The organism is Microvirga sp. jy35, assembly GCF_056148915.1.
Map to the genome: position 1 here is coordinate 16308 of NZ_JBWBEW010000039.1, position 24401 is coordinate 40708.

Annotated in this window: 18 protein-coding genes; 14 read left to right on the plus strand and 4 right to left on the minus strand. The window is 63.2% G+C overall.

Annotated elements, in window-relative coordinates:
• Positions 1-93: 93 nt before the first annotated feature.
• The 4 genes from AC0QTX_RS21875 to AC0QTX_RS21890 all read right to left on the minus strand — a co-directional run bounded on the left by AC0QTX_RS21875 (position 94) and on the right by AC0QTX_RS21890 (position 6715).
• Positions 94-2259, minus strand: a complete 2166-nt coding sequence (locus AC0QTX_RS21875) for a CHASE2 domain-containing protein (protein ID WP_474605933.1) — start codon at positions 2257-2259, stop codon at positions 94-96.
• 159 nt (positions 2260-2418) lie between these two features.
• The gene (locus tag AC0QTX_RS21880) at positions 2419-5124 is read right to left on the minus strand and encodes an Ig-like domain-containing protein (protein ID WP_474605934.1); all 2706 of its coding nucleotides are present in this window, start codon (positions 5122-5124) and stop codon (positions 2419-2421) included.
• 381 nt (positions 5125-5505) lie between these two features.
• Positions 5506-6252, minus strand: coding sequence for an NADPH-dependent F420 reductase (locus AC0QTX_RS21885; RefSeq protein ID WP_474605935.1), 747 nt, complete (start codon positions 6250-6252; stop codon positions 5506-5508).
• Between the two features lie 31 nt (positions 6253-6283).
• Entirely contained in the window at positions 6284-6715 is a 432-nt protein-coding gene (locus AC0QTX_RS21890) for a MarR family winged helix-turn-helix transcriptional regulator (RefSeq protein WP_474605936.1), read from the minus strand.
• Between the two features lie 288 nt (positions 6716-7003).
• On the opposite strand from AC0QTX_RS21890, the gene AC0QTX_RS21895 reads away from it, so the two are divergent.
• The 14 genes from AC0QTX_RS21895 to AC0QTX_RS21960 all read left to right on the plus strand — a co-directional run bounded on the left by AC0QTX_RS21895 (position 7004) and on the right by AC0QTX_RS21960 (position 24131).
• The gene (locus AC0QTX_RS21895; RefSeq protein WP_474605937.1) at positions 7004-8554 is read left to right on the plus strand and encodes a DHA2 family efflux MFS transporter permease subunit; all 1551 of its coding nucleotides are present in this window, start codon (positions 7004-7006) and stop codon (positions 8552-8554) included.
• A 193-nt stretch (positions 8555-8747) separates the two neighbouring features.
• Positions 8748-9305, plus strand: a complete 558-nt coding sequence (locus AC0QTX_RS21900) for a TetR/AcrR family transcriptional regulator (protein WP_474605938.1) — start codon at positions 8748-8750, stop codon at positions 9303-9305.
• A gap of 14 nt (positions 9306-9319) precedes the next feature.
• Positions 9320-10510, plus strand: coding sequence for an efflux RND transporter periplasmic adaptor subunit (locus AC0QTX_RS21905; RefSeq protein ID WP_474605939.1), 1191 nt, complete (start codon positions 9320-9322; stop codon positions 10508-10510).
• 6 nt (positions 10511-10516) lie between these two features.
• Positions 10517-13702, plus strand: a complete 3186-nt coding sequence (locus tag AC0QTX_RS21910) for a multidrug efflux RND transporter permease subunit (protein WP_474605940.1) — start codon at positions 10517-10519, stop codon at positions 13700-13702.
• Positions 13699-14256: a TetR/AcrR family transcriptional regulator gene (locus tag AC0QTX_RS21915; RefSeq protein WP_474605941.1), complete on the plus strand. Its 558-nt coding sequence runs from the start codon at positions 13699-13701 to the stop codon at positions 14254-14256. The genes AC0QTX_RS21910 and AC0QTX_RS21915 overlap by 4 nt, the downstream gene beginning before the upstream one ends.
• A 112-nt stretch (positions 14257-14368) precedes the next feature.
• On the plus strand, positions 14369-15385 hold the full coding sequence (locus tag AC0QTX_RS21920) for a ketopantoate reductase family protein (protein ID WP_474605942.1): 1017 nt from the start codon (positions 14369-14371) through the stop codon (positions 15383-15385).
• Positions 15386-15619: 234 nt separating this feature from the next.
• The gene (locus tag AC0QTX_RS21925; protein ID WP_474605943.1) at positions 15620-16633 is read left to right on the plus strand and encodes a zinc-dependent alcohol dehydrogenase family protein; all 1014 of its coding nucleotides are present in this window, start codon (positions 15620-15622) and stop codon (positions 16631-16633) included.
• A gap of 186 nt (positions 16634-16819) precedes the next feature.
• Entirely contained in the window at positions 16820-17881 is a 1062-nt protein-coding gene (locus tag AC0QTX_RS21930; protein WP_474605944.1) for an SDR family oxidoreductase, read from the plus strand.
• Between the two features lie 218 nt (positions 17882-18099).
• Positions 18100-19071: a zinc-binding dehydrogenase gene (locus AC0QTX_RS21935; RefSeq protein ID WP_474605945.1), complete on the plus strand. Its 972-nt coding sequence runs from the start codon at positions 18100-18102 to the stop codon at positions 19069-19071.
• A 41-nt stretch (positions 19072-19112) separates the two neighbouring features.
• Positions 19113-20237 carry an NAD(P)-binding domain-containing protein gene (locus AC0QTX_RS21940; protein WP_474605963.1) on the plus strand — a complete coding sequence of 375 codons (1125 nt, stop codon included), beginning with the start codon at positions 19113-19115 and terminating at the stop codon, positions 20235-20237.
• A 316-nt stretch (positions 20238-20553) separates the two neighbouring features.
• The gene (locus AC0QTX_RS21945; RefSeq protein ID WP_474605946.1) at positions 20554-20748 is read left to right on the plus strand and encodes a type II toxin-antitoxin system ParD family antitoxin; all 195 of its coding nucleotides are present in this window, start codon (positions 20554-20556) and stop codon (positions 20746-20748) included.
• Between the two features lie 70 nt (positions 20749-20818).
• The gene (locus tag AC0QTX_RS21950; protein WP_474605947.1) at positions 20819-22111 is read left to right on the plus strand and encodes a sensor histidine kinase; all 1293 of its coding nucleotides are present in this window, start codon (positions 20819-20821) and stop codon (positions 22109-22111) included.
• A gap of 160 nt (positions 22112-22271) precedes the next feature.
• Positions 22272-23723, plus strand: a complete 1452-nt coding sequence (locus AC0QTX_RS21955) for a DUF7125 family protein (protein ID WP_474605948.1) — start codon at positions 22272-22274, stop codon at positions 23721-23723.
• A gap of 36 nt (positions 23724-23759) precedes the next feature.
• Positions 23760-24131, plus strand: coding sequence for a response regulator (locus AC0QTX_RS21960; RefSeq protein ID WP_474605949.1), 372 nt, complete (start codon positions 23760-23762; stop codon positions 24129-24131).
• The last annotated feature ends 270 nt before the right edge of the window (positions 24132-24401 follow it).

The following is a 24401-nucleotide window of genomic DNA, read 5'->3' on the forward strand; positions in this document are numbered from 1 at the left end:
TTCGCTCGCTGCGGCCTGTTCGAGAGCCAGGATAGCGCATATGCCGCCAGAAATGACCTGTGCCGTTTCTGTCGTCACAAAGCCGTATCCGCATCAGCTGGACGATAGCGGGGTATCGATCAGATGGCGGAGCCTGTGAGTGTAGATATCGTAGTATTCATCGAGTCCGAATTTACTGCCCAACTCCCGACATAGAAGGATTATCTCGAGCGCCTGCGACCACTCCCGGCAGCGATAGGCGGTGTGCATAGCGCTGTTTCGTTCGGTCAATTCCGCAAAGTCCAGGCTTGCGCCGACATCAGCGCGTCCCAGAACAGTGAAGATCCGCTCCGGCTCCCGCTTTCCCCTCACCTGCAGATGGTCAATCTCGAGAACGGCAAACCTGGTGCGGACCGCCTGGGCGGTTTTGTCCCCGATAACGATGGAAACGCCATACTGCTTTGTCAGGCTCTCCAAGCGGGAAGCAAGATTAACCGTGTCTCCCAGAACTGAATAGTTGAAGTGCAGATCGGAGCCGAAATTGCCGACAACACAGAGGCCAGTATTCAACCCGATCCCGATCCTCAGCGGCGGGACCGGGTGATCGTCGCTGAGCTCGCGCTGGCGCTGCTCGTTCAATGCTTTAAGACTGTCCAGCATCGCGCACGCAGCCTCGCATGCGTTTACCTCATGAAGCGGATCGGCGAGAGGAGCATTCCAGAAGGCCATAATCGCGTCACCCATGTACTTATCAATCGTCCCACGCCGCTCCATGATGTCCCTGGTAAGCGGGGTGAAAAGCCGATTGATGAGGGCTGTCAGTCCCTGCGGATCGTTCTTGTAGGACTCGGAGATAGCCGTGAAGCCACGAACATCCGAGAAAAGCACGGTCAGCTCGCGTTGCTCCCCGCCCAGCGTCAGCTTTTCCGGCGATTGCGCCAGCTGCTCTACGAGGTCAGGAGAGAGATACTGACTGAAGGCCGATCTGATCCGGTAACGGTCCGCAGAAACAGTGACATAGTTCGTGCAGACCAGAACCGTGTAAATCAGAAGGCTCGAGACCAGCGGGAAGGTGTAGTCGATCAGAAGATCGAGGAAGGAGAAACAGTACCATGACACGCCTAAGGTCACGGCGGCGGTGGTGCCCCCGAGGACGAAAAGGGTTCCGGCATTCACCTTTGGCGCCAGCGCGATCAGGGTCAGGCTTAAAAGTGTCGCGAGTACGATCTCGACAAAGGCCGTGTAGCCCGGCCGGCTCAGGGTCGATCCCGTCAGGGCGCTCTCCAGAAGCTGGGCATGCAGCTCGACCCCTGGGAGTGCCGGGTGGATTGGGGTGATTTTGAGATCGAGAAGACCAGCAGCCGAGGTTCCGATTAACACCATTTTCCCGGCGAGGCTGTCGGCAGGCGCCCTGCCCTGCATCAAGTCGATCGCGGAAACATATCTTTCGGGGTTGAGGAGTGAGAAATGGATCCAGACCCGGCCTTTACCGTCCGTCGGGATTTCGAGATCGTCAACGCCCACACTCCGAACGCCGCTCGCATCCGTCTTGATGAGAATGGCCCCCGATCCTTTAACGACCCGCAGCATCTCGAGTGAAAGCGCGGGGACGATGGTCCCATCAGCGACCGCTACGACCGGGACGCGACGAACGACACCGTCCTGCTCAGGAATAATGGAAAAGATCCCGTGGCCCTGAGCGGCTTCGTCAAGAACGGGGAGGTTGCGCAGCAGGTGCGGAAAGTCGACAAGGGACGGGCGCGGGTCCGGACCGAGGATAGCGATGCCCGCCTGGATCGCCGGCCGTGCGACGGCCGCTGCGCCCGAGACGCGATAGCCTGACTGGCCAAGCACCACCTGGGCTTTCCGAATGGTATCGGCGAAGACGGCGTCGTTGCCAGGCAGGTGCCGGAGTTTCTCCCATGTCGCGTCGTCCATTCCCCGGAACGTCTCGGCTGCAACCTCAGGCGAGCTTCGGTCCGGCTCGGGAAAGAGCACATCGAAGCCGATCACTGTGCCGCCCCGCTCGACGATCTTCGAGATCATGTCGGCCATAACAGTGCGCGGCCAAGGCCATTGCCCCAGAGCCCGCAGGCTCTGCTCGTCAATATCCACGATGGCGACAAGGTCCTGGCGCGCGGCACGCGGATGCATCAGCTGGTAGACGTCGAACGACTTCTGGCGGAGAGCTTCGACGGGGCCAGGATCCCAGATCCGCAGTGCGAGCAACGAGACGAGAAGCAGGAGGCCAACAATCCGTCCGATCCCGAAGCGTCGCATTCTTTTCAAAAGAAGGCTCACGGCCGTCGATCCGCTCGGGCACTAGCACGGGTTACAATGATGTTGCCGCCTTCGCTCGTGCAACAATACTTCGATTGCCGTCTGGCCGTAAAATCATGGGAGAGGCTAGGCAAGCTTAAGGACCGGTGCATAATCCCCTCAGAGGACGTCGTCTATGGAACGGGGTAACGCGCCTACGATGGTCAGTTCGGTCGCCAGAACCTCTCCGCTGACAAATGTGACGATCGCCGACACGGTATTGCCGTCGCCAACAAGCCGCTTCAACCCTCCGATCGACATATCGAGGGCAAGCCCGTCGGCTGTTGGGACGAGGTCCTCCGGGCCGACCCCAACGATCTCCGTATTGTTTACGAAGAGATCGATATCGGCAATCGTCCCGCCGGAAAGAGGTGCTCCCAGGACGGAGATGTCAATCTGGTCGGGTGCCGTCAGCAAGGAAGCCCCGCCCGTATTGTCGATTCGATTGAGTTGGGAGAGACTGGCTTCCTGCCCGACGCCGAGAGCGGTGATCTTCACTTCATATTGGTCATTCAAGTTCGTGAGCTCGGCATCGAAGGAGCCCTGTCCGTTGCCATCGGAGAGGAAGTACAGAAAGTTTCCCTCGTTACCTTGATCCAGGCTCTGCAGCCGATTGTTGGCGGCCCGAAGAGCATCGGCGAAGTTTGTTTGTCCGCCCGGATTCAGACCTTTCAGATAATCCGGTATTGCCGCATCGCCCGCTTGACCGAGACTGAAGGTCGCCGCAGTCACAGCGCCTCTACCTGTTGCATCGGTTGGATCGGCGCTGCCATTGAAGGGGATCACCGTGATCGTCACATCAGCAACTGAAAACCCGAGCCCCCTCACCCGCTCGGTGAGCGCGATCAGACTGGCAATCTCCGCATCGAGAACGGTATTGGCTTCGCCATCGCCGTTGAGATCGCTGACCGGAGACCCCTCAAACTGATCCGACGTACTGCCCGAGATGTCGATCAGGTAGACGATATTCATCTGCCGCTGGAGAACCGGCCCGAGACCTATGATCAGGTCTAGATCCGCGGTCGCCGTCGTGGTCGCGGACGGCGCACTGATCCCAATCGAAACTGGCTGATGGTTGAAAGCGAGAACGCTGTTCTCCGAAGCAACTTGGTGGGGTGATAGGAACGTCCCTTCCCCTCGAACCTGCAAGGTGACGTCTGCAGTATCGGTTCCTCCCTTACCATCGGAAACCGTATAGGCGAAGGTCACCGTGGCGGTTTCGCCGGTGCTAAGGGCGACGAAATCGTCGCTAGTGTCGAAGACTAGATCCCCGGAGGCGTTCCGGATGACTGAGCCTTCGAGCGGTGCTGTCCAGTTAATGACTTGGAGGGAGTCGCTATCCACATCGCGGTCGTTGTCGCGTACGGTAAGGATTGTCTGCCCCACCTCGTCAACAGCGACAATGCGGTCGCTTGCGGTAACCGGAGCGTCGTTTCGACCGGTGATCGTCCAGGAAATCGAAGACGGGACGCGGATGCCACCATCAATCAGCAGATAGTCGACAATGACAGTCTCGGTCTCTCCCTCCCCTAGTTTCTGATACGCCGGATGCGACGGATCCAGAGAGAAACTCCGCGAGGCGTCAAGATATCTCACGCCGGGAGGCAACCTTGATTGCACGATCACGGGCGGCAACATCCCGCCGGCCTGCGTTATCGCATCCGGCAGGGCGCCCAGCCGCACGAGCAGTCCATCTTCAATGGCTGAGCCGCGGATCGGCGCTGGTGCGACAATGGGAGGTGGAAGAACGATTTCGCGGGCTGCGGCGCGCTCCGGGGTAAATTGTGTGACGACGAGTTGCGATGGATCGAGGGGATCGATCCGCTGAGGCAGGTTCGCGGGAACGATCGGCCCATCCTCGACATCGCTGCTGCCCCCACCACGGCGGAACTGGGTGGAAACGAACTGGAACAGATCCCTCACGATATCGCTCTCGCCCCGAATGTCATCGGCTGTCTTCGTGATTTGCGTGATGCGCGGCTCGGAGCCGGCCAATGGCGTCAAGAGCGTCGCTACGCGGGCATCGGACACGGACGTAATCACACGGGACGGATCGTTCTTGTCCAGAAGAACGAACGACCCCGCAGTTCCATTCGGCTCGGTGAGAAGTGAGAATTTCGTGATCCCACTGAATGCTGCGATCTCGGTTTGAACTGCCGTTCCCCTAATGGCCATGGTGGCCACGGGCGTATCGACCTTGAGGTCGCCGGTCTTGGCAATCCGTCCCGCGACGAACCCTATGACGCCTTGGACAAGCGTGAACAGCGCCGAGTTCGCGCTCGAGTCCGCAGCATAGACCATGTCGTTCAGCACCATGCGGGCACTGGAAGACAGGCTGAACACAGTTCCATCGTGGAATTTGATAGTCAGTGACGAGTCCGCACCCGTCTGCACGACATCGCCTTTGGCCACAACATCGCCGAAGTGCAATTCGATTGAAACGCCGTTCCGCAGTACGGTTGCCGATCCAGACACTTTCTCGACACGGCCGATCGGCGCCGAAGCAGCGGCCGTATCGGCTGCCTGCGCGTATTGTCCTGACAGGTGAGGACCTGCCAAGGCCTCGACGGTAGCGCCTGTTAAGCTCGCGCCTTCATGCGTCGTGATGCTCAGGCGCCTATTATCACCGAAATAACCGGCAATAATTGCCGTCGTTTCGTGTCCTAGAAGCAGGAGATCAGCTCCGGATCTCCTGAAGTCAGCGGTGAATAGCACGTCCTTGTCTGGAAAAAGGATTGACTGTTCGGCGTCAGTAACACTGCTCGACGCTTCGGCAGCATCGATTTGGATGTCAAATATAGTGGCGCCGTCCCCAGATTGGTACACAGCCGAACCCTTATGCGGGTGCGATGATAGCCTTTTCCTCCGCTTGTTCCTATTGGAATCAAAACCTAGGGATCTGGACGGAAGATCGTGATGACCCCGGGTGTGGGGATGTTCCGCTTCGGGTCAACCTGAGCCCTTAATCGCGACCGTGTAGAAGTCCGCTAATCGCACCTTTCCGGAAAGACCACGTACTTCCTAGAAGTGCCATTAGGAGACCTTCCGAGTCCGGGTTGTTTCGAACTTTTGTGAAGGCGCCGTATCACCCTCACACACGAGCAGAACTTCCTTCCCCCTCGTACCTGCGGAGACCCCCCGCATGGGAGAGCTTCCTGCGCTCCGACTCCTGTTGCGCAGGTGCTTCGCAGGGAATTGCGCGAGGGCTCACATGAACAGCGCGCGGGTCAGCCGCACGGCATAGTCAGAGTCGGGGTTGGTGGTGCTGTCGCCCACCCGTTCCATGATCGCCTCAATCGCCAGGTCGCGTCGCTTGGGCAGCCGCGCACGCTCTGCGGATGCGAGCGCGGCAGGCATCTCCTCGCGGCTGAGGTCTGTGCAGTAACAAGGCGATCCGGGCTGCTGGCGCCAAGACTCGGCAAGCGTGCCTGAATAGACCGCGTCGAGACCGGTTTCGTCGACCAGCGTCATCGCCACGTCGCGTTCCCGGTCGCCATCGGCGGCAACGGGGATTGCGATGCGACCCGCTGCCCCTGCCGGCGCGCCCTTGTCGGCGAAGGAGGCGGACGTGATTGCGTTCCACGCCTTGGCAATTGGGCGACCGATCTGCCCGGCGACCCACTCGCTCTCGGTCTGCCCGCCTTCGATCGCGGCAATTTCGCCGTCACGCTTGGGATAATAGTTGGACGTGTCAATGACGGCCGTTTCGGCGGGCACGTCTGCGAACAGCGGTGCGATCCGGGGGATGGCGCCAAGCGGCGTGGACATGATCACCACATCAACCCCGGTGACCGCCTCTGCGGAGGTGACCGCCCGGGCACCGTTCTTGAGGATGTCAGCGTCGATTGTCTCGGGGCCGCGTGAATTGGCGACCTTCACGTCGTGTCCAGCCGCGCTCAGTTTTGTCACCAGCGTCTTGCCGATGTGGCCCGTGCCCAAGATGCCGATCTTCATGATGGTCTCTCCTATGAATTCCTTGAAGGTTTCACTCGCTTGCCGGGTGGGCGAGCCCTTCGAGCGTGCGACGCAGGTCTTCCGCGCCCTGGTCGGTGAGCTGACAGGCCGTCTTGATCCTGCCGGGGATGCCGCGGACCTCAGCTTCAAGAGCGCGGCCCCGGGAGGTCAGGTCGACCTGCACGCGGCGTTCATCAGCCGGATCCCGTGTTCGGGTCACGAAGCCGGAGCCCTCCAGCCGCTTGACCAGCGGCGTGATCGTGCCCGTGTCCATACCGAGGCGGGTGCCAAGGGCGCCGACGGTCAGGGGCGCGCCATCCAGCAGCTCGAGGATCACCAGGTACTGGGGGAAGGTCAGGCCGAGCGGCTCCAGGAACGGCTTGTGCATGCGTGCCATGCGGTTTGCCGCACCATAAAGCGCGAAGGCCAGTTGCTCGCCAACATTGTGCCGCTCTGAAGTCATTTTCCTCTAGCTCACTATCATCTAGCATACCAGTTAATGGTTTGGAGTGGCCTGTCAAGCAGGCTCGCTGGCCTGGCTCGCCGCGATGCAGCCCATGCATGGGAGCGTTCCGGCCAGATCAACGCCGGAGCATGATCGGCACTTGCAACGGTTTCAGATCGTGTTACCTAGTGCACTAGATTATAAGCCGCTAGACACGTCAGGCCCGCGCGTGAGCCTTTCTCAGCCATCGACAGCCGCCTGGGTTTAACCGAATATCTAGCGAGCTATATTATAAGGGGCAAGCTAATGAATGCCGTAGTCTGTGAAGCCGATGCGGCACCCATGCCGCAGTTGAAGCACTCCGAAGAGCGCCTTGCCCCGGGAACACCCATCGCGACCGACCCCCGGCCCGCGCAAGCGGGAGGCGGTGGCGGGAAACTGACACGGGAAGCTGCTGTCACGATTGCGGTGCTGGTCATTTCCACCTTCACCGTCATTCTCAACGAAATGCTGATGGCGGTCGCCTTGCCGCGCGTCATGGCAGATCTCGCCATCACGGCCTCGACCGCCCAGTGGCTGACAACGGGGTACATGCTGACGATGGCCGTCGTGATCCCTGCGACCGGCTTTCTGACCGAGCGGTTCCAGATGCGGACGGTCTTTACGCTGGCGATGTCGCTGTTCGTCGCTGGAACGATCGTCGCGATCATCGCTCCAGGTTTCAACACCCTGCTGATCGGCCGCATCATCCAAGCCGTCGGCACGGCGATCGTGACGCCCCTGGCGTTCACGGCCGTGAGTTCCCTCGTGGCAGCAGCGCGAAGGGGACGCGTCATGGCGTCGGTCACCGTTGCCACATCCCTCGCGCCTTCCCTTGGGCCGGTTGTCTCAGGCGTGATCCTGTCGCAGCTTGGCTGGCACTGGATCTTCATCGCCATCCTGCCGATTGCCGTTGGTTCCCTGATCGTCGGGAACCTGATGATCCGGGTGCCAAGCACACCACGAAAGATCGGATTGGATCCCCTCTCCGTGGTTCTTTCCGCTGTCGGGTTCGCCAGCCTTGTCTATGGACTGGCTTCGCTTGGCGAGGGTGCAGGACATGCCGTGGTGTCTCCGTGGACTTCGCTCCTCATCGGGATCGTGGTCGTCGCGGCCTTCGTCATGAGGCAGGTGCACCTGCAAAGGTTCGAACGTGCTCAACTCGACATGCGGCCATTCTCGATCCGCACCTTCAGCGCCTCCGCCCTGACAATGGTGTGTTTCATGACGGCAGGGTACGGCATGATGACCCTGATGCCCGTGATCCTTCAGACCTCGTATGGACTCAGCGCCGTGCAGGCAGGCCTGTTCATGGCCCCCGGTGGGTTCACGATTGCGATCGTCTCGGCTCTCGTCGGGCGCCTGTACGACCGCATCGGGCCACGTCCGCTGGTTATTACGGGCGCGCTCGTCGCTGCCGCAGGTCAGTGGTGGCTGTCGACGCTCGGGCCGGGAACATCCATCTGGATGCTCTTGGCGGCGTACCTCTTCATCATCGTCGGGCAGGCCCTGATGTGGACGCCATTGTTCGCGGTCTCCCTCGGCGTCCTGAACACGCACCTTCTTCCGCACGGCAGCGCCATCGTCAACACGATCCAGCAGCTATCCGGTGCGGCGGGCATCGCCATCACGTTCTCCATCATGGGCGCCGCCAGCGCGGGCTATGTCCAGGGTGGCGAGGCCGTGGACGCGGCGATGGCGCACGGTGCGCAGCAGTCCTACCTGGTCTGTAGCTTCCTCGCGCTCGCCGCCTTTGTCGCCGCGCTGTTCATCCGAAAGGGTGCAACTTCAGGCGGCGCGGTCGTCGCCACGCATTGATGCCGAAGCTGGTGCGGTGCAGCGCGACCATGCCCCCATTTGCTGTGGGCGTGTTTCAGCTCCAGACACGGCCAGAGGATCGACCGGAGGCCGAGATCACCTCGGATATAGTCACTATCGACTAAAGTATGGATCGGCGCTTGAATTTTCGACCGAACGTTCGTAAATAAACGTAGAAACCACTGGAGCAGACATGGGTAGACCCCGCAAGATCATGACGGATGACATCCTCGACGCCGCCGAGCGCGTGGTCACTCGCGTGGGCGCGGCAGGGTTGTCGATCGATGCCGTTGCCCAGGAAGCCGGCATCAGCAAATCGACGGTCGTCTATGACCACAAGTGCAAAGCAGACCTGCTGGAGGCGCTCGTCGACCGCCAGATCTCGCGCGAGCACGAGCGCATAGCGAAGGCCATTGGTGAACACGCCGACACGCCCCATCCTGAGCTGTTCGCCAGGATCGCCGTCTACGGCCAGAAACCGAACGACACCGACAAGGCGGTGGTCCTCGCCCTCAGCGCCTCGATGCCGGGTCAGGAAGAGCTGCAAACGCGCATGCGGGAGTGGGCCGCCACCGCGCTTAACGAAATGACCCATGGTCCGCGCCCCAAGGCTGCGCTCATGGCCTTCCTGGCCCTCAACGGCCTCTCGTGCCTTGAACTCTTCGGATTCCATCAGTGGGACGAGACCGAGCGGTCCGCGATCCTCGACGGCATCCGCACGATCTACGCCTCTTTCCCCGAAGACCAATAGTCACGGACCCCATCATGTACAGCACACAACGGTCGCGCCTGAAGGCGTGCCTGATCGCCTCCACGTTCCTCGTGCTCGCGTCCGGTGGCGCCCTTGCGCAAGCCGCCGGGGCCATGCCGCCGCCCGCGGTCGGGGTGATCCAGCTCCAGGCGCGGCCGGTCCCGGTCGTGAACGAGTTGCCCGGCCGCATCGCGGCGACCCGCACCGCAGAGGTCCGCGCCCGTGTCTCGGGCATCCTCCAGGAGCGCGTGTTCCAGCAGGGCAGCCGGGTCAAGCAGGGTGACGTGCTCTTCCGCATCGAGCCCCGTCTGTTCCGCGTCCGCATCGACAGCGCCGAGGCATCGCTGCAAAAGGCCAAGGCAATTCAGGCCAATGCCCGCCAGCAGCTCGAGCGCCAGAAGACCCTGCGGGAACGAGCTGTCACCAGCGGCGTGGCCTACGACGAGGCCGTCGCCAACCTGGCCCAGGCCGACGCTGACGTCGGTCTGGCCGAGGCCGCCCTCGCGGAGGCCAGGATCAATCTCGACTACACCGAGGTCCGGGCCCCGATCACCGGGATCATCGGCGGCGCCCTCGTCACGGAAGGCGCGCTTGTCACCGCCGAGGGCGCCTCCGCGCTTGCGCTCATCCAGCAGGTCGATCCGGTCTATGCCGACTTCACCCAGTCGGCCCAGGAGTTGCTGGCGCTCAAGAGAGCCGTGGAGCAGAAGACGCTCGCCAGCCCTGCCCCGGGCGAGGCGCGCGTCGAGCTCGTCATGGACGACGGCACCGTCTACGGGCAGCCGGGCCGCCTCCTGTTCGCCAGCGCCAGCGTGGCGCCCACCACCGGACAGGTGACGTTGCGGGCCGAGTTCCCGAACCCGAAGGGAGACCTCCTGCCCGGCATGTATGTGCGCGTGCGTCTCGAACAGGGGGTGCGGCAGGCCGGCGTGACCGTTCCCCAGCGCGCCGTCGTGCGGACCGCAACGGGCCAACCGCAGGTCTATGTCCTCGGGGACGACAACACCGCGCAGGCGCGCACCCTCACGCTCGGCCGCTCCCTCGGTCAGGACTGGGTGGTCGAGGCAGGCCTCGACGGCTCCGAGCGCATCGTCGTCGACGGCGTGCAGAAGGTGCAGGCCGGCGGCAAGGTCGCGCCCGAACCCTGGAAGTCCGCATCAGCCGAACCCACCACCACATCCACGACCAGCAAGGCGGTCGAGTAACCGATCATGGCACAGCTCTTCATCCGGCGCCCGATCCTGGCCTGGGTCTTCGCGCTCTTCATCTCCATCGCGGGCGTGCTCGCGATCCCGTTCCTGCCCATCGCGCAGTACCCGAAGGTGGCCCCGCCGCAGCTCACCATCACGACCACCTACCCGGGCGCATCGCCCCAGGAGATCTACCAGGGCGTCACCCGCCAGATCGAGGAGGAGCTGAACGGGGTCGAGGGCCTGTTGTACTTCGAATCCACCTCCGACAGCTCGGGCTGGGTCAGCATCAACGCGACCTTTGCGGCCGGCACGAACATCGACCAGGCCTCCGTCGACGTGCAGAACGCCATCCGGCGCGTTGAGGCCCGCCTTCCCGCGACCGTGCGCTCCCAGGGCATCAACGTCGAAGAGGCAGGCTCCGGCTTCCTGATGATGGTCTCGCTGACCTCCACCGACGGTACCCGCGACCCGGTGGCGCTGGGCGACTACATCAACCGCAACATCATCGGCGAGCTCCGCCGCATTGACGGTGTCGGTCGGGCCCAGCTCTATGCCGCCCAGCGGGCGCTGCGGGTCTGGATCGACCCCGACAAGATGGTCGGCCTCAACCTGACGCCCGTGGACGTCAATGCGGCCATCGCGGCCCAGAACGCCCAGGTCGCCGCGGGCCAGATCGGCGCCGCCCCGAACCCGGTCAGCCAGGACATCACCGCCACCGTCATTGTCCAGGGGCAGCTCACCAACGTGCAGCAGTTCGGCGACATCATCCTGCGGGCCACCCCCGACGGCTCCACGGTCCGGCTCAAGGACATCGCCCGGATCGAGGAAGGGGCCGAGACCTACAACTTCTCAAGCCGCCTCAACGGCCAGCCGAGCGCTGCTATCGCCATCCAGCTCTCGTCCACGGGCAACGCGGTCGCGGTCTCGAAAGCCATCCAGGCCAGGATGGCCCAACTGGAGAAGTTCTTCCCCTCCGGCATCGCGTACTCCATCCCCTACGACACCAGCCCCTTCGTCTCGGCCTCGATCGAGAAGGTGGTGCACACGCTGCTCGAGGCGATGGTCCTCGTGTTCGTGGTGATGTTCGTCTTCCTCCAGAACATCCGCTACACCGTCATCCCGACGCTGGTGGTGCCTGTGGCGCTGCTTGGAACCTGCGCCGTCATGTACGCGACGGGGTTCTCGATCAACGTGCTCACCATGTTTGCGATGGTGCTGGCCATCGGCATCCTCGTTGATGACGCCATCGTGGTCGTCGAGAACGTCGAGCGCATCATGGCTGAGGAAGGTCTCTCGCCCAAGGCCGCGACCCAAAAGGCCATGGGCCAGATCACGGGCGCGATCCTCGGCATCACGCTGGTGCTGTCCTGCGTGTTCATCCCGATGGCGTTCTTCCCGGGCTCGACCGGCGTCATCTACCGCCAGTTCAGCCTGACCATGGTGGTGTCGATCCTGTTCTCCGCCTTCCTGGCGCTCTCGCTGACCCCTGCCCTGTGCGCGACCTTCCTCAAGCCGATCAAGCACGGGCACCACGAAAAGCGCGGTCTTGGCGGCTGGTTCAACCGCAAGTTCGACAGGCTGACTGCCGGGTACTCCACCGTCGTGACAGGGATGGCGCGTCGTGCCGGACGGATGATGGTGGTCTACCTCGCCCTCGTCGTGGGCTTGGGCTATCTCTTCATCAGCCTGCCCACGGCCTTCGTGCCCAACGAGGACCAGGGCTTCCTGATCGTTGACATCCAGGCCCCGCCGGAGGCCAGCGCCAACCGCACCCGCGCGTCCGTCGAGCGGATCGAGGCAATCTTCAGGGACGAGCCGGCAGTCGAGAACGTCGTGGCCATCCAGGGCTTCAGCTTCTCGGGCATGGGCGCGAACGCCGCCATCGCCTTCGTGACGCTGAAGGACTGGGCGGAGCGCGGCGACGGCAACTCCGTCCAGGAGATCGCCAACCGGGCGAACATGAAGCTCTTCGGGCTCAAAGACGCCACGGCCTTCGCGCTGTCACCGCCGCCGATCGAGGGCTTCGGCACGACGAACGGCTTCTCGTTCCGGCTCCAGGACCGGAGCGGGTTGGGTCAGGAAGCGCTCAAGAAGGCCAATGCCGAGCTCATGGCGAAGGCCGGCAGCGGCCCCATCGTCACGGGCCTCCGGGTGGAAGGCATGCCGGATGCCGCCCAGGTGATGCTGGTCATCGACCGCGAGAAGGCCAACACCTTCGGCGTATCGTTCTCCGACATCAACAACGCGATCACCGCCAACCTCGGCTCGTCCTACATCAACGACTATCCGAATGCGGGACGAATGCAGCGCGTCATCGTCCAGGCGCAGGACCGCAGCCGCCTCCAGATCGAGGACGTGCTCAGGATCAACGTGCGTAACGCCAACGGCGGCATGGTGCCCCTGTCCTCCCTGGCGATTGCCGAATGGCGCAAGGGCTCGCCGCAGATCGTGGGCTACAACGGCTATCCGGCGGTCAGGCTGTCGGGCCAGCCGGCTCCCGGATACTCCTCGGGCGCGGCCATCGCCGAGATGGAGCGGCTCGCGTCCGAGCTGCCCGAGGGCTTCGGCTTCGAGTGGACGGGCCAGTCGCTGGAGGAGATCACCTCCGGCTCGCAGGCGCCGCTCCTGTTCGGGTTGAGCATCCTGTTCGTCTTCCTGCTGCTGGCGGGACTCTACGAGAGCTGGTCGATCCCGCTGTCGGTGATGCTGGTGGTGCCGCTTGGCATCATCGGATCGGTGCTGGCCGTGATGCTGCGGGATATGCCCAACGACATCTACTTCAAGGTCGGCCTGATCGCGATCATCGGCCTGTCGGCCAAGAACGCCATCCTGATCGTGGAGTTCGCCAAGGACTACTATGCCGAAGGCAGGTCGCTTTTGGACTCGGCGGTGGAGGCGGCGCGCCTGCGCTTCCGGCCGATCGTCATGACGTCGCTGGCCTTTGCCCTTGGCGTCGTGCCGCTCGCGATCGCCACGGGACCGAGCGCGGCAAGCCAGAACGCCATCGGCACGGGTGTGTTGGGGGGCATGATCTCGGCCACTGTGCTGGCGATCTTCTTCGTTCCCGCCTTCTTCGTCTTCGTCCTGAAGACCTTGCGAACGAGGCGGCCGTCGGAAGAGGTCGCCGGGAAGGATGCGCCCGAAGGGGACGCAGTCCAGGCTCCGGAGGCACTCCCCGGGACCGCCGCGGCGGCCCATCCATGACGGGGGTGTTGGACGTGACAGCCCAGCGTTGCGACACGACGGACCTGGTCCACGACCGCATCCTCGATGCCGCGGAGGAGCTGGTCTGCTCCCGCGGCATCGCCGGCTTCACCCTTGACGGGGTGGCGCAGGCCGCTGGGGTCAGCAAGGGCGGCCTGCTGTATCACTTCCGCTCGAAGGACAGCCTGATCTCCGGCATGCAGCGACGCATGGCCTCCCGCATGGCGGACACGCTGCGGGAGGCCAAGGCGGGTTCGGTGCCAGTCCTCCAGGCGTTCGTGCGGCACCTGCGCCGGGACTATGAACGCGGTGGACGGTCCTTTGCACCGCTGCTGCTGGCCCGTGAGCGGGAGGAACCCTGTGAGGAACTGCGATCCCTCATGGCTTGCATCGCACGGGAAAGCGGAGGCGAGGATGGGAAGCGATCCTCCTTGCTCCTGCTCGCAGCCGTTGGCTTGATGCTCTCGAGCCTCGCCCGGCTGCCCTGTCCCCTGCCGGAGCATGCATCCGACCTCCTGGATGAGCTGGAGGCCGCAGCCGGCCGGATCGGCTGAAGGCTGACGCACGGTTCATCGAAAGAATTGCCTCGCATCCAACGGCGTGAGGTTCGGGCGGAGAAATCCAGGCTCTGTCCTGCGCCCCAACCCTAGAAACCGGAGTTTCCTCATGACGAAAACAAGTACCCCATCCGTTTGCATCGTTGGCGCCGGCTCGATGGGCGTCAGCACGGGCTATCACCTGAGCCTGGCGGGAGCTGCCGTCACCTTCCTGGTGCGACCGCATCGTCAGGAGCAGTTGTCGAGGCCGCAGGTCCTCTACTCCTACGACGACCACAGCCTGAAGACGTTCTCCGGCTACGGGCTGCTCACCGACCCGGCCGAGCTGGCCGGAACCTCGTTCGACTTCCTGGTCATCACGCTCGATGGAGCGGCGCTTCGCGCGGAGGCCGGCCAGAGGCTGGTGGACGAGATCGGGCGTGCCTTCCGGGGCACCGAGACGGAGGTGATCATCGGCAGCGTGGGCATCGATCTTCGGTCCTGGTTCCTGGAGCGGTCCGGGCTTGCGGAGACGCAGGTCACCAGCGGCGGTCTTGCAAACCTCGTCTACGAGGTGGGACCGGCTGCGATCCCGCTGCACCCCGGCGTGAATGCGGACCTGCTGGCGAGGGCCGACTACGCATATCGCCACTTCTCCGCATCCGGCTTCTATGTGGCTCTCAACGCGCCGCAGGTGGCGCATGGGTTTGCGGCACTCTATGACCGCTGCGGCGTTTCGAAATGCGATGTCTTCCTGGCGGAAGAGGTCAGGCTGTGGGTCGCGCATTTTGCGCCCTTGGCAGCCTGGGAACTGCTGGGTTGGCCTGTAACCGCGGACATCGACCCGGCGGACGAGACATGGCAACTCGGCAGCGAGGCCATGCGGGAGTTTCAACGCTTGCCGATGTACGGGCAGACGGGTCTGGCCGCCAGCGAAAGCACCGATGCGAAAACGATCCTGGAGTTCCATCGCCGGATGGAGACGGACGCCATGCCGCTCGATCTGGCCGCCTTCTACCGCTACCATCACGGCGGCAAGGTGAACGGTCAGGATCATCAGCTTCTCCGTGAGGCACTGGCCCTCGGGGAAGCGCAGGGTGCCGATATGCCCGCACTGCGCGCGTTGGTCGCGCGACTGCCCAACTAGGAAGCGACGGGTTGGAGTTCGGCTGCCTGCGACCTCAGGCGGCCGACACCCGCTCACGGGATTGGGTAACGGCCTTGCACATCCCTGATTTGTCGATGTCCAGCGGGAACGTGCTGCACCAATTTGGATTTCGGTCTTGCCGGCCCACGCCCGGAGCCGGGCAGTGATCCCATCAATCCGATCAGCAGGCTCTCGGGCAGTCATACCCGGGCTGCCCCAACGAGGATCAGAAGAATGAAGGCTGTCAGATGGACTTCCGGCGACAAGCCGGGCCTGGAACTGCACGACGAGCCTGTGCCGACGCCGGGCCGCCATGAGGTGATGATCCGGGTTCACGCCGCTTCCCTGAACTACCGGGACCAGGCCATCCTGGATGGCCAATACAGTGGGCCAACCAAGGAGAACGGAGTACCGTTGTCGGATGGTGCCGGCGAGGTCGTGGCGGTCGGAGACGGCGTGACGCGGGCGAAAGTCGGCGACCGTGTCACGGCCGGTTGCCACCCCCACTGGATCGGCGGCCCGCCGCGTCCGGAATATCAGTTGGACAGCCTCGGCATGACCACGGATGGGTGGCTGGCAGACCACATCCTGTTGCACGAAAACGCAATCGTTCATTTGCCTGCCTACATGTCCTACGTCGAGGCCGCATCGCTGCCTTGCGCGGCCGTGACGGCCTGGACGGCCCTCAATCTGGTGTCGCCCCTTCAGCCGGGCCAGACGGTGCTGGTCCAGGGCACGGGTGGCGTGGCGTTGTTCGCACTCCAGGTGGCGCGCATGTTCGGTGCTCGCGTTCTGGCGATCACGTCGACGGATGAAAAGGCCGAGAAGCTCAAGGAACTGGGCGCTGAGTCGGTCGTGAACTACCGCACGTTCCCCGACTGGGATCGCGAGATTCTTGCTCTCACCGACGGCAGGGGCGTCGACAAGGTCGTCGACATTGCCGGGGACAAGACGATCGTCAAATCCGCCGCGTCGACGCGCAAAGGCGGTGACATCACAATCGTAGGTTTCGTCAGCGGCTTTGGCGGCGGGCTGCCCCCGATCAACATCCTCTCGCGATCCCTCACCATCGCCGGCACGGCCATCGGCCCCAGGGAGAATTTCGAGGCCTTGCTCGCCGCCATGGCAATGCACGAAGTCAGGCCGGTCATCGATCAGGTGTTTCCCTTTGCGGAGTACCGCGAGGCGTACCGGCGAATCGGGAGCGGGAACCATGTCGGTAAGGTTGTGATAGACGTGGCACGTTGAGCCGTCGTTCGTAAGCGAGACATAGGCGGGCGGGATAATTGCGCACACACGCAATCCCGCCCACGAAGACCGATCCGGGGTGGTCGGTAGCAAAGACCGGTGGGTAGCAGGTAAGTGCGTGGACGGCTCCCTCTAGGCGCCGACGGCTGCGATGCCTAGCTACCACCCCGGACCATGGAGGCTGCAATGGCCAAGACAGCACTGGTAGTAGGCGTGAGCGGGATCGTGGGGAGCGCGACGGCGGCGCACCTCGCGGCTGAAGGCTGGGATGTACTCGGTCTCGCCAGAAGACCGACCCCGCAGACGGGAGTGAGGCCGATTGCCGCCGACCTCCAGGACGAGGCCTCGCTCTCCACGGATCTTGCCGAGGTCAAGCCGGAGGCCGTGTTCATCACGACCTGGTCGCGCCAGGCGACCGAAGCGGAGAACATCCGCGTTAACGCCGCCATGGTGCGCAACCTCCTGGATGGGCTTCGTCCCGCGGGCACCGTTCGGCATGTCGCGCTGGTCACAGGCCTCAAGCACTATCTCGGGCCCTTCGAGGCTTACGGCAAGGGCACGCTCCCGCAGACGCCGTTCCGGGAGGAGCAGGGGCGGCTCGACGTCGAAAATTTCTACTATGCCCAAGAGGACGAGGTGTTCGCCGCCGCCGAGCGCGACGGATTTACCTGGAGCATCCATCGCCCGCACACCGTCATCGGCAAGGCGGTGGGCAATGCCATGAACATGGGAACGACGCTGGCGGTCTATGCCACGCTCTGCCGTGAGACCGGGCGTCCGTTCCGCTTTCCCGGCTCGGCGGCCCAATGGAACGGCCTGACCGACATGACCGATGCCCGGCAGCTCGCCAAGCATCTTCTATGGGCTGCGACAACCCCGGCTGCCTTCAATCAAGCATTCAACGTGGTGAACGGCGATGTATTCCGGTGGAGCTGGATGTGGGGCCGCCTTGCCGAGTGGTTCGATCTTGAGCCTGTCCCCTTCGACGGCTCCGTCCTGCCGCTGGAAGCGCAGATGAAGGAGGATGCTCCCACCTGGCGTCACATTGCCGAGCGAGAAGGTCTGGCCGAGCCGGACCTTGGCCGTCTCGCATCCCCCTGGCACACGGATGCCGATCTCGGACGGCCGATCGAGGTGGTGACCGACATGTCGAAGAGCCGACGTTTCGGCTTTACCGCCTACCAGCCCACCGACGATGCCTTCTTCGACCTGTTTGCGGAACTCCGAGCCGACCGACTGATACCCTGATCATTCAGGGCGCTCTTGTGACATTTGTTACCGAATGCTGGGCGGACGAATGACACCTAAGGTCCGCACTGGGTCAAAGTGTAACGAACAGCAGATGGAATGAAGGTCTGCTCGCCGCCTCATGAGCAGACCGAAGCGTTTCTTCCGCCTCGTGCCAAATCTTGCCCTCAGGACCACCCAACCTAATTGAAGAACCTATTTCGACAAAGGAATTGCTCATGCAGAGCGTTGTATTCGAAAGGTTCGGCGATCCGGCCGAGGTGTTGACCCTTGCCAAGCGTGAGCGGCCAGCGCCCGGTCCGGGGCAGGCGCTGCTCCGGATGATCCTGTCCCCCATCCACAATCATGACCTGATGACCGTGGCTGGCACCTATGGCATCAAGCCCCCGCTGCCGGCGATCGGCGGTACGGAGGCGCTCGGCGTGGTGGAGGAACTCGGCGCCGGGGTCGAAAACCTCCAAGTCGGGCAGCGCGTGATCGGCGGCGCCCAACAGACCTGGGCCGACTATTACTTGGTCGATGCAAGGTACGCACGCCCCGTGCCCGATGGCATTGATGATGAGACAGCTTGTCAGCTCATCGCCATGCCACTCAGCGCCAAGATGGTGCTGGCCGACCTTGGCCTTCAGCGCGGCGACTGGCTCGTGCAGAACAGTGCCAATGGCGCGGTCGGGCGTCTTGTGTCGCGCTTCGGCGCGGAAAAGGGCGTCAATGTACTCAGCCTTGTCCGGCGTGACGCGGCGGTCGCCGAACTTGCAGCCGCCGGCATCACCAACGTCGTGTCGACCGAGCAGCCCGGCTGGGAAGCGCGCGCCCGCGATCTTGTCGGCGGTGGATTGATCCGCGCCGGGCTCGACTCCGTGGGCGGGGATGGCCCGGCGCAACTTGCGCGCCTAGTGGCTGACGGCGGCGAGATCGTCATCTTCGGCGCCCTGAGCGGCCAGCCAATCCGCATTGAGCCGTCTGTCGCTATCTTCCAACAGATCACCATTCGGGGTTTCTGGGGTGCCAAGCCGCGCCTCGCACCCGACGTAATCGGCCGTCTGCTCGAGGAAGTCGTCGCCGAGGCTGCCAGTGGCAAGCTTACGCTCCCGGTCGACGCCGCCTTCCCGCTTAATCGGATCGCCGACGCCGTGCGCGCCAGCACTGAACCCGGTCGCAAGGGCAAGGTTGTCCTACGCGGGCGGTGATCAGGCTTGCAGAAGCATCCAGGAGACGAGCCTGCGTGCCGATGGACAGCCCCTCACCACTTTCTTCGCCACCAAATGCCGCCGCCCCGGGCATCGCGCTCAAGGGCCAGATCGTTGTCATCGGTGCCGGTCAGGCTGGGCTCTCGGCGGCCTACCATCTCAAGAGGCTGGGATTGGCGCCGCACAAGGGTTTCGTGGTGCTCGACCAGTCTCCAGGACCGGGGGGCGCCTGGCAGGACCGCTGGCCCTCGCTGACCCTGAGCACGGTCAACCGCATCCACGACCTGCCGGGGATGCCCTTTTCCGAGGTGATCGGCACAGGCAGCCCTGAGGTGCGGGCGAGCATCGCCGTCCCGGAGTACTTCGCGGCCTACGAGAAGCGGTTCGAACTGCCGGTTTATCGCCCGGTGACGGTGAGGGTCGTCTGCGACAGGCACGATCACTTCGGGGTCGAGACAGACCGGATCCAGGTGTCCGCACGTGGGCTCATCAACGCCACGGGAACCTGGGAGAGCCCCTACGTTCCCGACGTGCCCGGAGCCGGGCGGTTCAAGGGCAGGCAACTGCACACGAAGGATTACCGCACCGCCCAGGAATTCTCGGGCCGGCATGTCATTGTCGTGGGGGCTGGCATCTCGGCGATCCAGTTGCTCGATGAGGTGTCTCGCGTCACCGCGACCACCTGGGTGACCCGGAGGGAGCCCGAATTCCGGGATGGTCCGTTCGACGAGAAGGTCGGGCGCGCCGCCGTGGCGATGGTGGAGGACCGGGTGCGCCGCGGCCTGCCGCCTGCGTCCGTTGTCTCGGTCACTGGGATCCCCGTCACTCCTGCCGTCGCAGCGATGCGGGCACGCGGGGTGCTGACCCGGCGCCCCATGTTCAGCGAGATCACGGAGGAAGGGGTTCGCTGGTCAGATGGGACTGCGCTCCGCGCCGACGTGATCCTCTGGTGCACCGGCTTTCGCAGTTCCCTCGATCACTTGGCGCCGCTCATGCTGCGCCAGCCTGGAGGTGGCATCGTCATGACCGGACGGCTGGCGACGCAGGTCGCGAAGGACCCAAGGGTGCATCTGGTCGGCTACGGCCCCTCCGCTTCGACCATCGGGGCCAACCGGGCCGGCCGGGCCGCTGCGGAGGAACTCATGGCGTTCCTTGAACTCGGGTGAGGGTAGACCACCAGGAATCCGCCCGCCCCGCGAGGCCGTCAGCCATTTCGCGCACGCGGGAAGGTCTGAATTGGGTCAGACTTTCACCTTCCGGCCGATCAACGAACGTCGGCTCTTGAGTCCTCAAGCGGACCAAACATTTATGTCTCAGGAGTGCCAATCTCGGCCGTTAAGCGTGGGCGTGACATGATCTGCTCACTCCCGCATTCTCGAAGCTCGGCTTGGACTTTGGACACTGAGATGCCTTCCATCTCCTTGCAGACCTTGCAGCGTACCCCTACAAGGGTAAGAACTTTTCTTATCGGGCCGTCCTGCCATGCCTTCAAAGTCGATCATTACCGCCTCATTGACCCCGGAACTCACAGCCATGATTGCTGCGAAGGTGGCGGCTGGACGCTATCGGAGCGCCAGTGAAGTGGTGCGGGCCGCGCTGCGGCTCCTGGACGATCACGAGCGTCGGAACGAGAGCAGGAGCAGAACACCTGCCGTAAGGTCGCGCGATGCCGTGTGAACCCTCGACGAAGCAAGGACGGACCAAAAGCAACCGCGTCGGGGCGTCACGCGAGCAGAGCTTCGACATCTTGGAAAGTGTTGCCGACGCCTTCTTTGCCGTCGATCACCACTGGCGCTTTACCTACGTCAACCGCGCCGCAGCAGAACGATGGAACCGCAGTCGCGAGGACCTGATCGGCAAGGACTTTCTGGAGCAGTTTCCACAAGCAGCCGCCTCTGAACCTTGGAAGGCGTTTCTGAAGGCCATGCAGGAGCGTCAGCCCACACGCCTGGAGGTGGTGTCTCCGGTTGTGCATCAGTGGGTGGACTTGAGCATCTCCCCAACCCGCGATGGCGGGCTGTCCGTTTACTTCCGCGACATCAGTGCACGCAAGCGTGTTGAAGAGGTCGAGGGATGGCTCGCTGCGATCATCGAGTCGTCGGATGACGCCATCGTCAGCAAGAACCTTGAGAGCATCGTCACAAGCTGGAACACGGGGGCGGAACGGCTCTTCGGCTACAGGGCCGAGGAGATCATTGGCAGGCCCATTACGATCCTGTTCCCTGAGGACCGGCAGGATGAGGAGGAGAGGATCCTCGCCCGCATCCGCCGGGGTGAGCGCGTCGAGCATTTCGAGAGCACCCGCCAGCGCAAGGACGGCAGTCTGGTCGAGGTTTCCCTGACGATCTCCCCGATCAAGGATGCCCAAGGCAGGATCGTGGGTGCATCGAAGATTGCCCGCGACATCACCAGGCACAAGGAGGCCGAGCGCCTGCAACGTCTTCTGGTGCATGAGCTGAACCACCGCGTGAAGAACATTCTTGCAACGGTGCAGGCTGTTGCGAGGCAAACATTCAACTCCCGACAATCAGGCGACACAGTGCGTCAGACCTTCGAGGCTCGCCTTCTCGCTCTGTCCAAGGCCCACGACCTGCTCACACGGGAGAACTGGGATAGAGCCAGCCTGTCGCAAGTTGTTGCTGAGGTCCTCTCACCGTACCACCGTGACCGTTTCGAAACCGGCGGGCCGGATGTGCGCTTGACCCCGAAGATGGCCCTGGCCCTGACCTTGGCGCTGCACGAGTTGGCGACCAATGCGGCGAAGTATGGCGCGCTCTCGGCTCCGTCAGGCCGGATCGCAATCACCTGGCGGGTTCAGGCCGACGATCCGCCGCATCTGATCCTTCGCTGGCAAGAGCGTGGCGGCCCGCCGGTTTCACCACCCGAGCAGAAGGGTTTCGGTTCACGCCTGATCGAGCGCAGCCTGGCGCTGGAACTCGGAGGTGACGTCAAGATCACCTATGACCTCGCCGGGGTGGTCTGTGAGGTGAAGGCGCCCTTGGTGGACGAGCGGGACGAACATGTGGGCAAGGCTGCGTAACCCGGCGCAGGACTGCCATTGGCAGCGGGTTCCACGGCATTGATCGAGTGCAATTCTGGTGGTGCAAGACTATCGCTGCTATAGGCTTGTCCTTGCGATCCTGCGCTCCGCCTCTGGTGGGGCTCCTTCCTTTGGACAGCATCTTCGAGGAGCTGAAGCTGTGCCCCATGAGCTGCCCCGCGTCGAGACGGGTGTCGAAGGACTTGATGCGGTGTTGCGCGGCGGCCTGGTCGCCGGCACGTCCTACATCATCCAGGGTCACCCCGGCGCCGGCAAGACGATCCTGTCCAACCAGATCGCCTTCCATCACGCCGCCTCCGGTCAGCGTGTCCTTTACGTGACCCTCCTCGCCGAGTCCCACGAGCGCCTGTTCGAGAACCTCTCGACCCTGACGTTCTTCGATCCCTCCAAGCTCGGCAATGGCATCAACTATGTGAGCGCCTTCACGACCCTCCGCGATGAAGGGCTCACTGCTGTCGTCAAGCTGCTGCGTCAGGAGATCGGGCGCACGAAGTCGACCCTGCTCATCCTCGACGGCCTGCTCAACGCCCGGGAGAAGGCCGAGAGCAACCTGGACGTGAAAACCTTCATCGCCGAGTTGCAGGGTCATGCGGCCTTTGCCGGCTGCACCGTTCTCTTTCTCACCAGCTCCCGAGTAGATGAGTCCAGCCCCGAGCACACGATGGTCGATGGCGTGATCCAGCTCAAGGACGAGATCTTCGGTGTGCGCTCGGCACGGCGCCTCCAGGTACGCAAGTCCCGTGGGGTGAAGGCCATGCATGGGTACCATCAGTTCGAGATCCTAGACCGGGGTGTGGTGGTCTACCCGCGGCTCGAAGCCGTTCTCGGACAGCCCTCGATGTCGGACAGCCCCACCACGGCTCGGACCACGTCAGGCGTGGCAGAACTTGATGAGATGACGGGTGGCGGCCTGCAACAGGGCTCCAGCACGCTGGTGATTGGCGCCTCCGGCACAGGAAAGACCACCCTGGGGCTGCACTTCTTGGCTCAGGCCTCGCCAGAGGAGCCGACGCTTCACTTCGGCTTCTATGAGACGCCGGAGCGCCTGAAGCTCAAGGCGCGCTCTCTCGGACTTGATCTTGACCCGCTGCTCGCCTCGGGAGCCCTGGAGATCTTGTGGCAGCCCTCGACGGAAAACCTGCTAGATGGACTTGCGCACAAGCTTCTGGAAGCAGTACGCCGCCGTGGGGTGAAGCGGTTATTCATCGACGGGTTTGGCGGGTTTGAGCGAGCTGCACTTCATCCCCCACGGCTGGTGGAGTTCTTCACTGCGCTCACCAACGAGTTGCGGGCTCTGAACGTCACGGCCGTTGGCACCCGGGAGCTGACCGACCTGTTCAGCCGCCAGATCCTGGCTCCGATGCCTGAGATCTCCAGCGTGACCGACAACCTGATCACTTTGCGCTTTGTCGACCAGCATTCGCGGCTGCGCCGTCTGCTGTCGATCCTGAAGGTACGGGACAGTGCCTTCGACCCTTCCTTTCGGGAACTGGCCATCAGCAGCCAGGGCATCAGCCTTCCGGAGACGTTCGAGGGCGCGGAGCATGCGCTGGAAGGCACGCCCCGGCTGGACGGCCGGACCCGTTCTTGAGACGGCACGTTGTCTGAGCGGGAGCAGGACCGGGGAATGACGACGATCCTAGTTGTTGATGACGAGTTTCTGATCACGGACATACTCGTTGATGCTCTGGAGGAGGAAGGATTCCGGGTGCTGACCGCCTCGAACGGCCGCAAGGCCCTGGAGCTGCTGGACAAGGAGGTGCCGGCGCTGGTGGTCACCGACTTCATGATGCCGCTGATGAACGGGCTGGAGCTGGCGCAGGTGATCAAGTCCAATCCGGATTGGGCCCGGATCCCAATCATCCTGCTGAGCGGGGCCCAAGGAGCGATTGCCCGTAGCCATCCGGAGCTGTTCGCGGCTGTCTACGACAAGCCGTTCAGGATCGAGAACGTCCTTACGGCGGTGGTAGAGGCAGTTAGTGCGCAGAGACGGTCATAGAATCTCCTGTTCAGCACGTGCCGCGCCTAACCGAACACCGAGCTGAAGGCTTGCCACTGAAGCAAATGTCTGCTCCGGGTCAGGCAGTGAAATTCGCGGACCTTGAGGAACGTCCGATGTTCCTGTCCAAAGCGGAAGTTCGGTCCACGTCCGGGACGTGCCATCAATGGACCTTCGCGAGATGAGCGGTCCTGTTTTCTTAGTGCCGCGGTCGACCTGAGCTAGAGTTATTGCCTCACACTGCTAACCATTTGCGGGATGACAGTATTC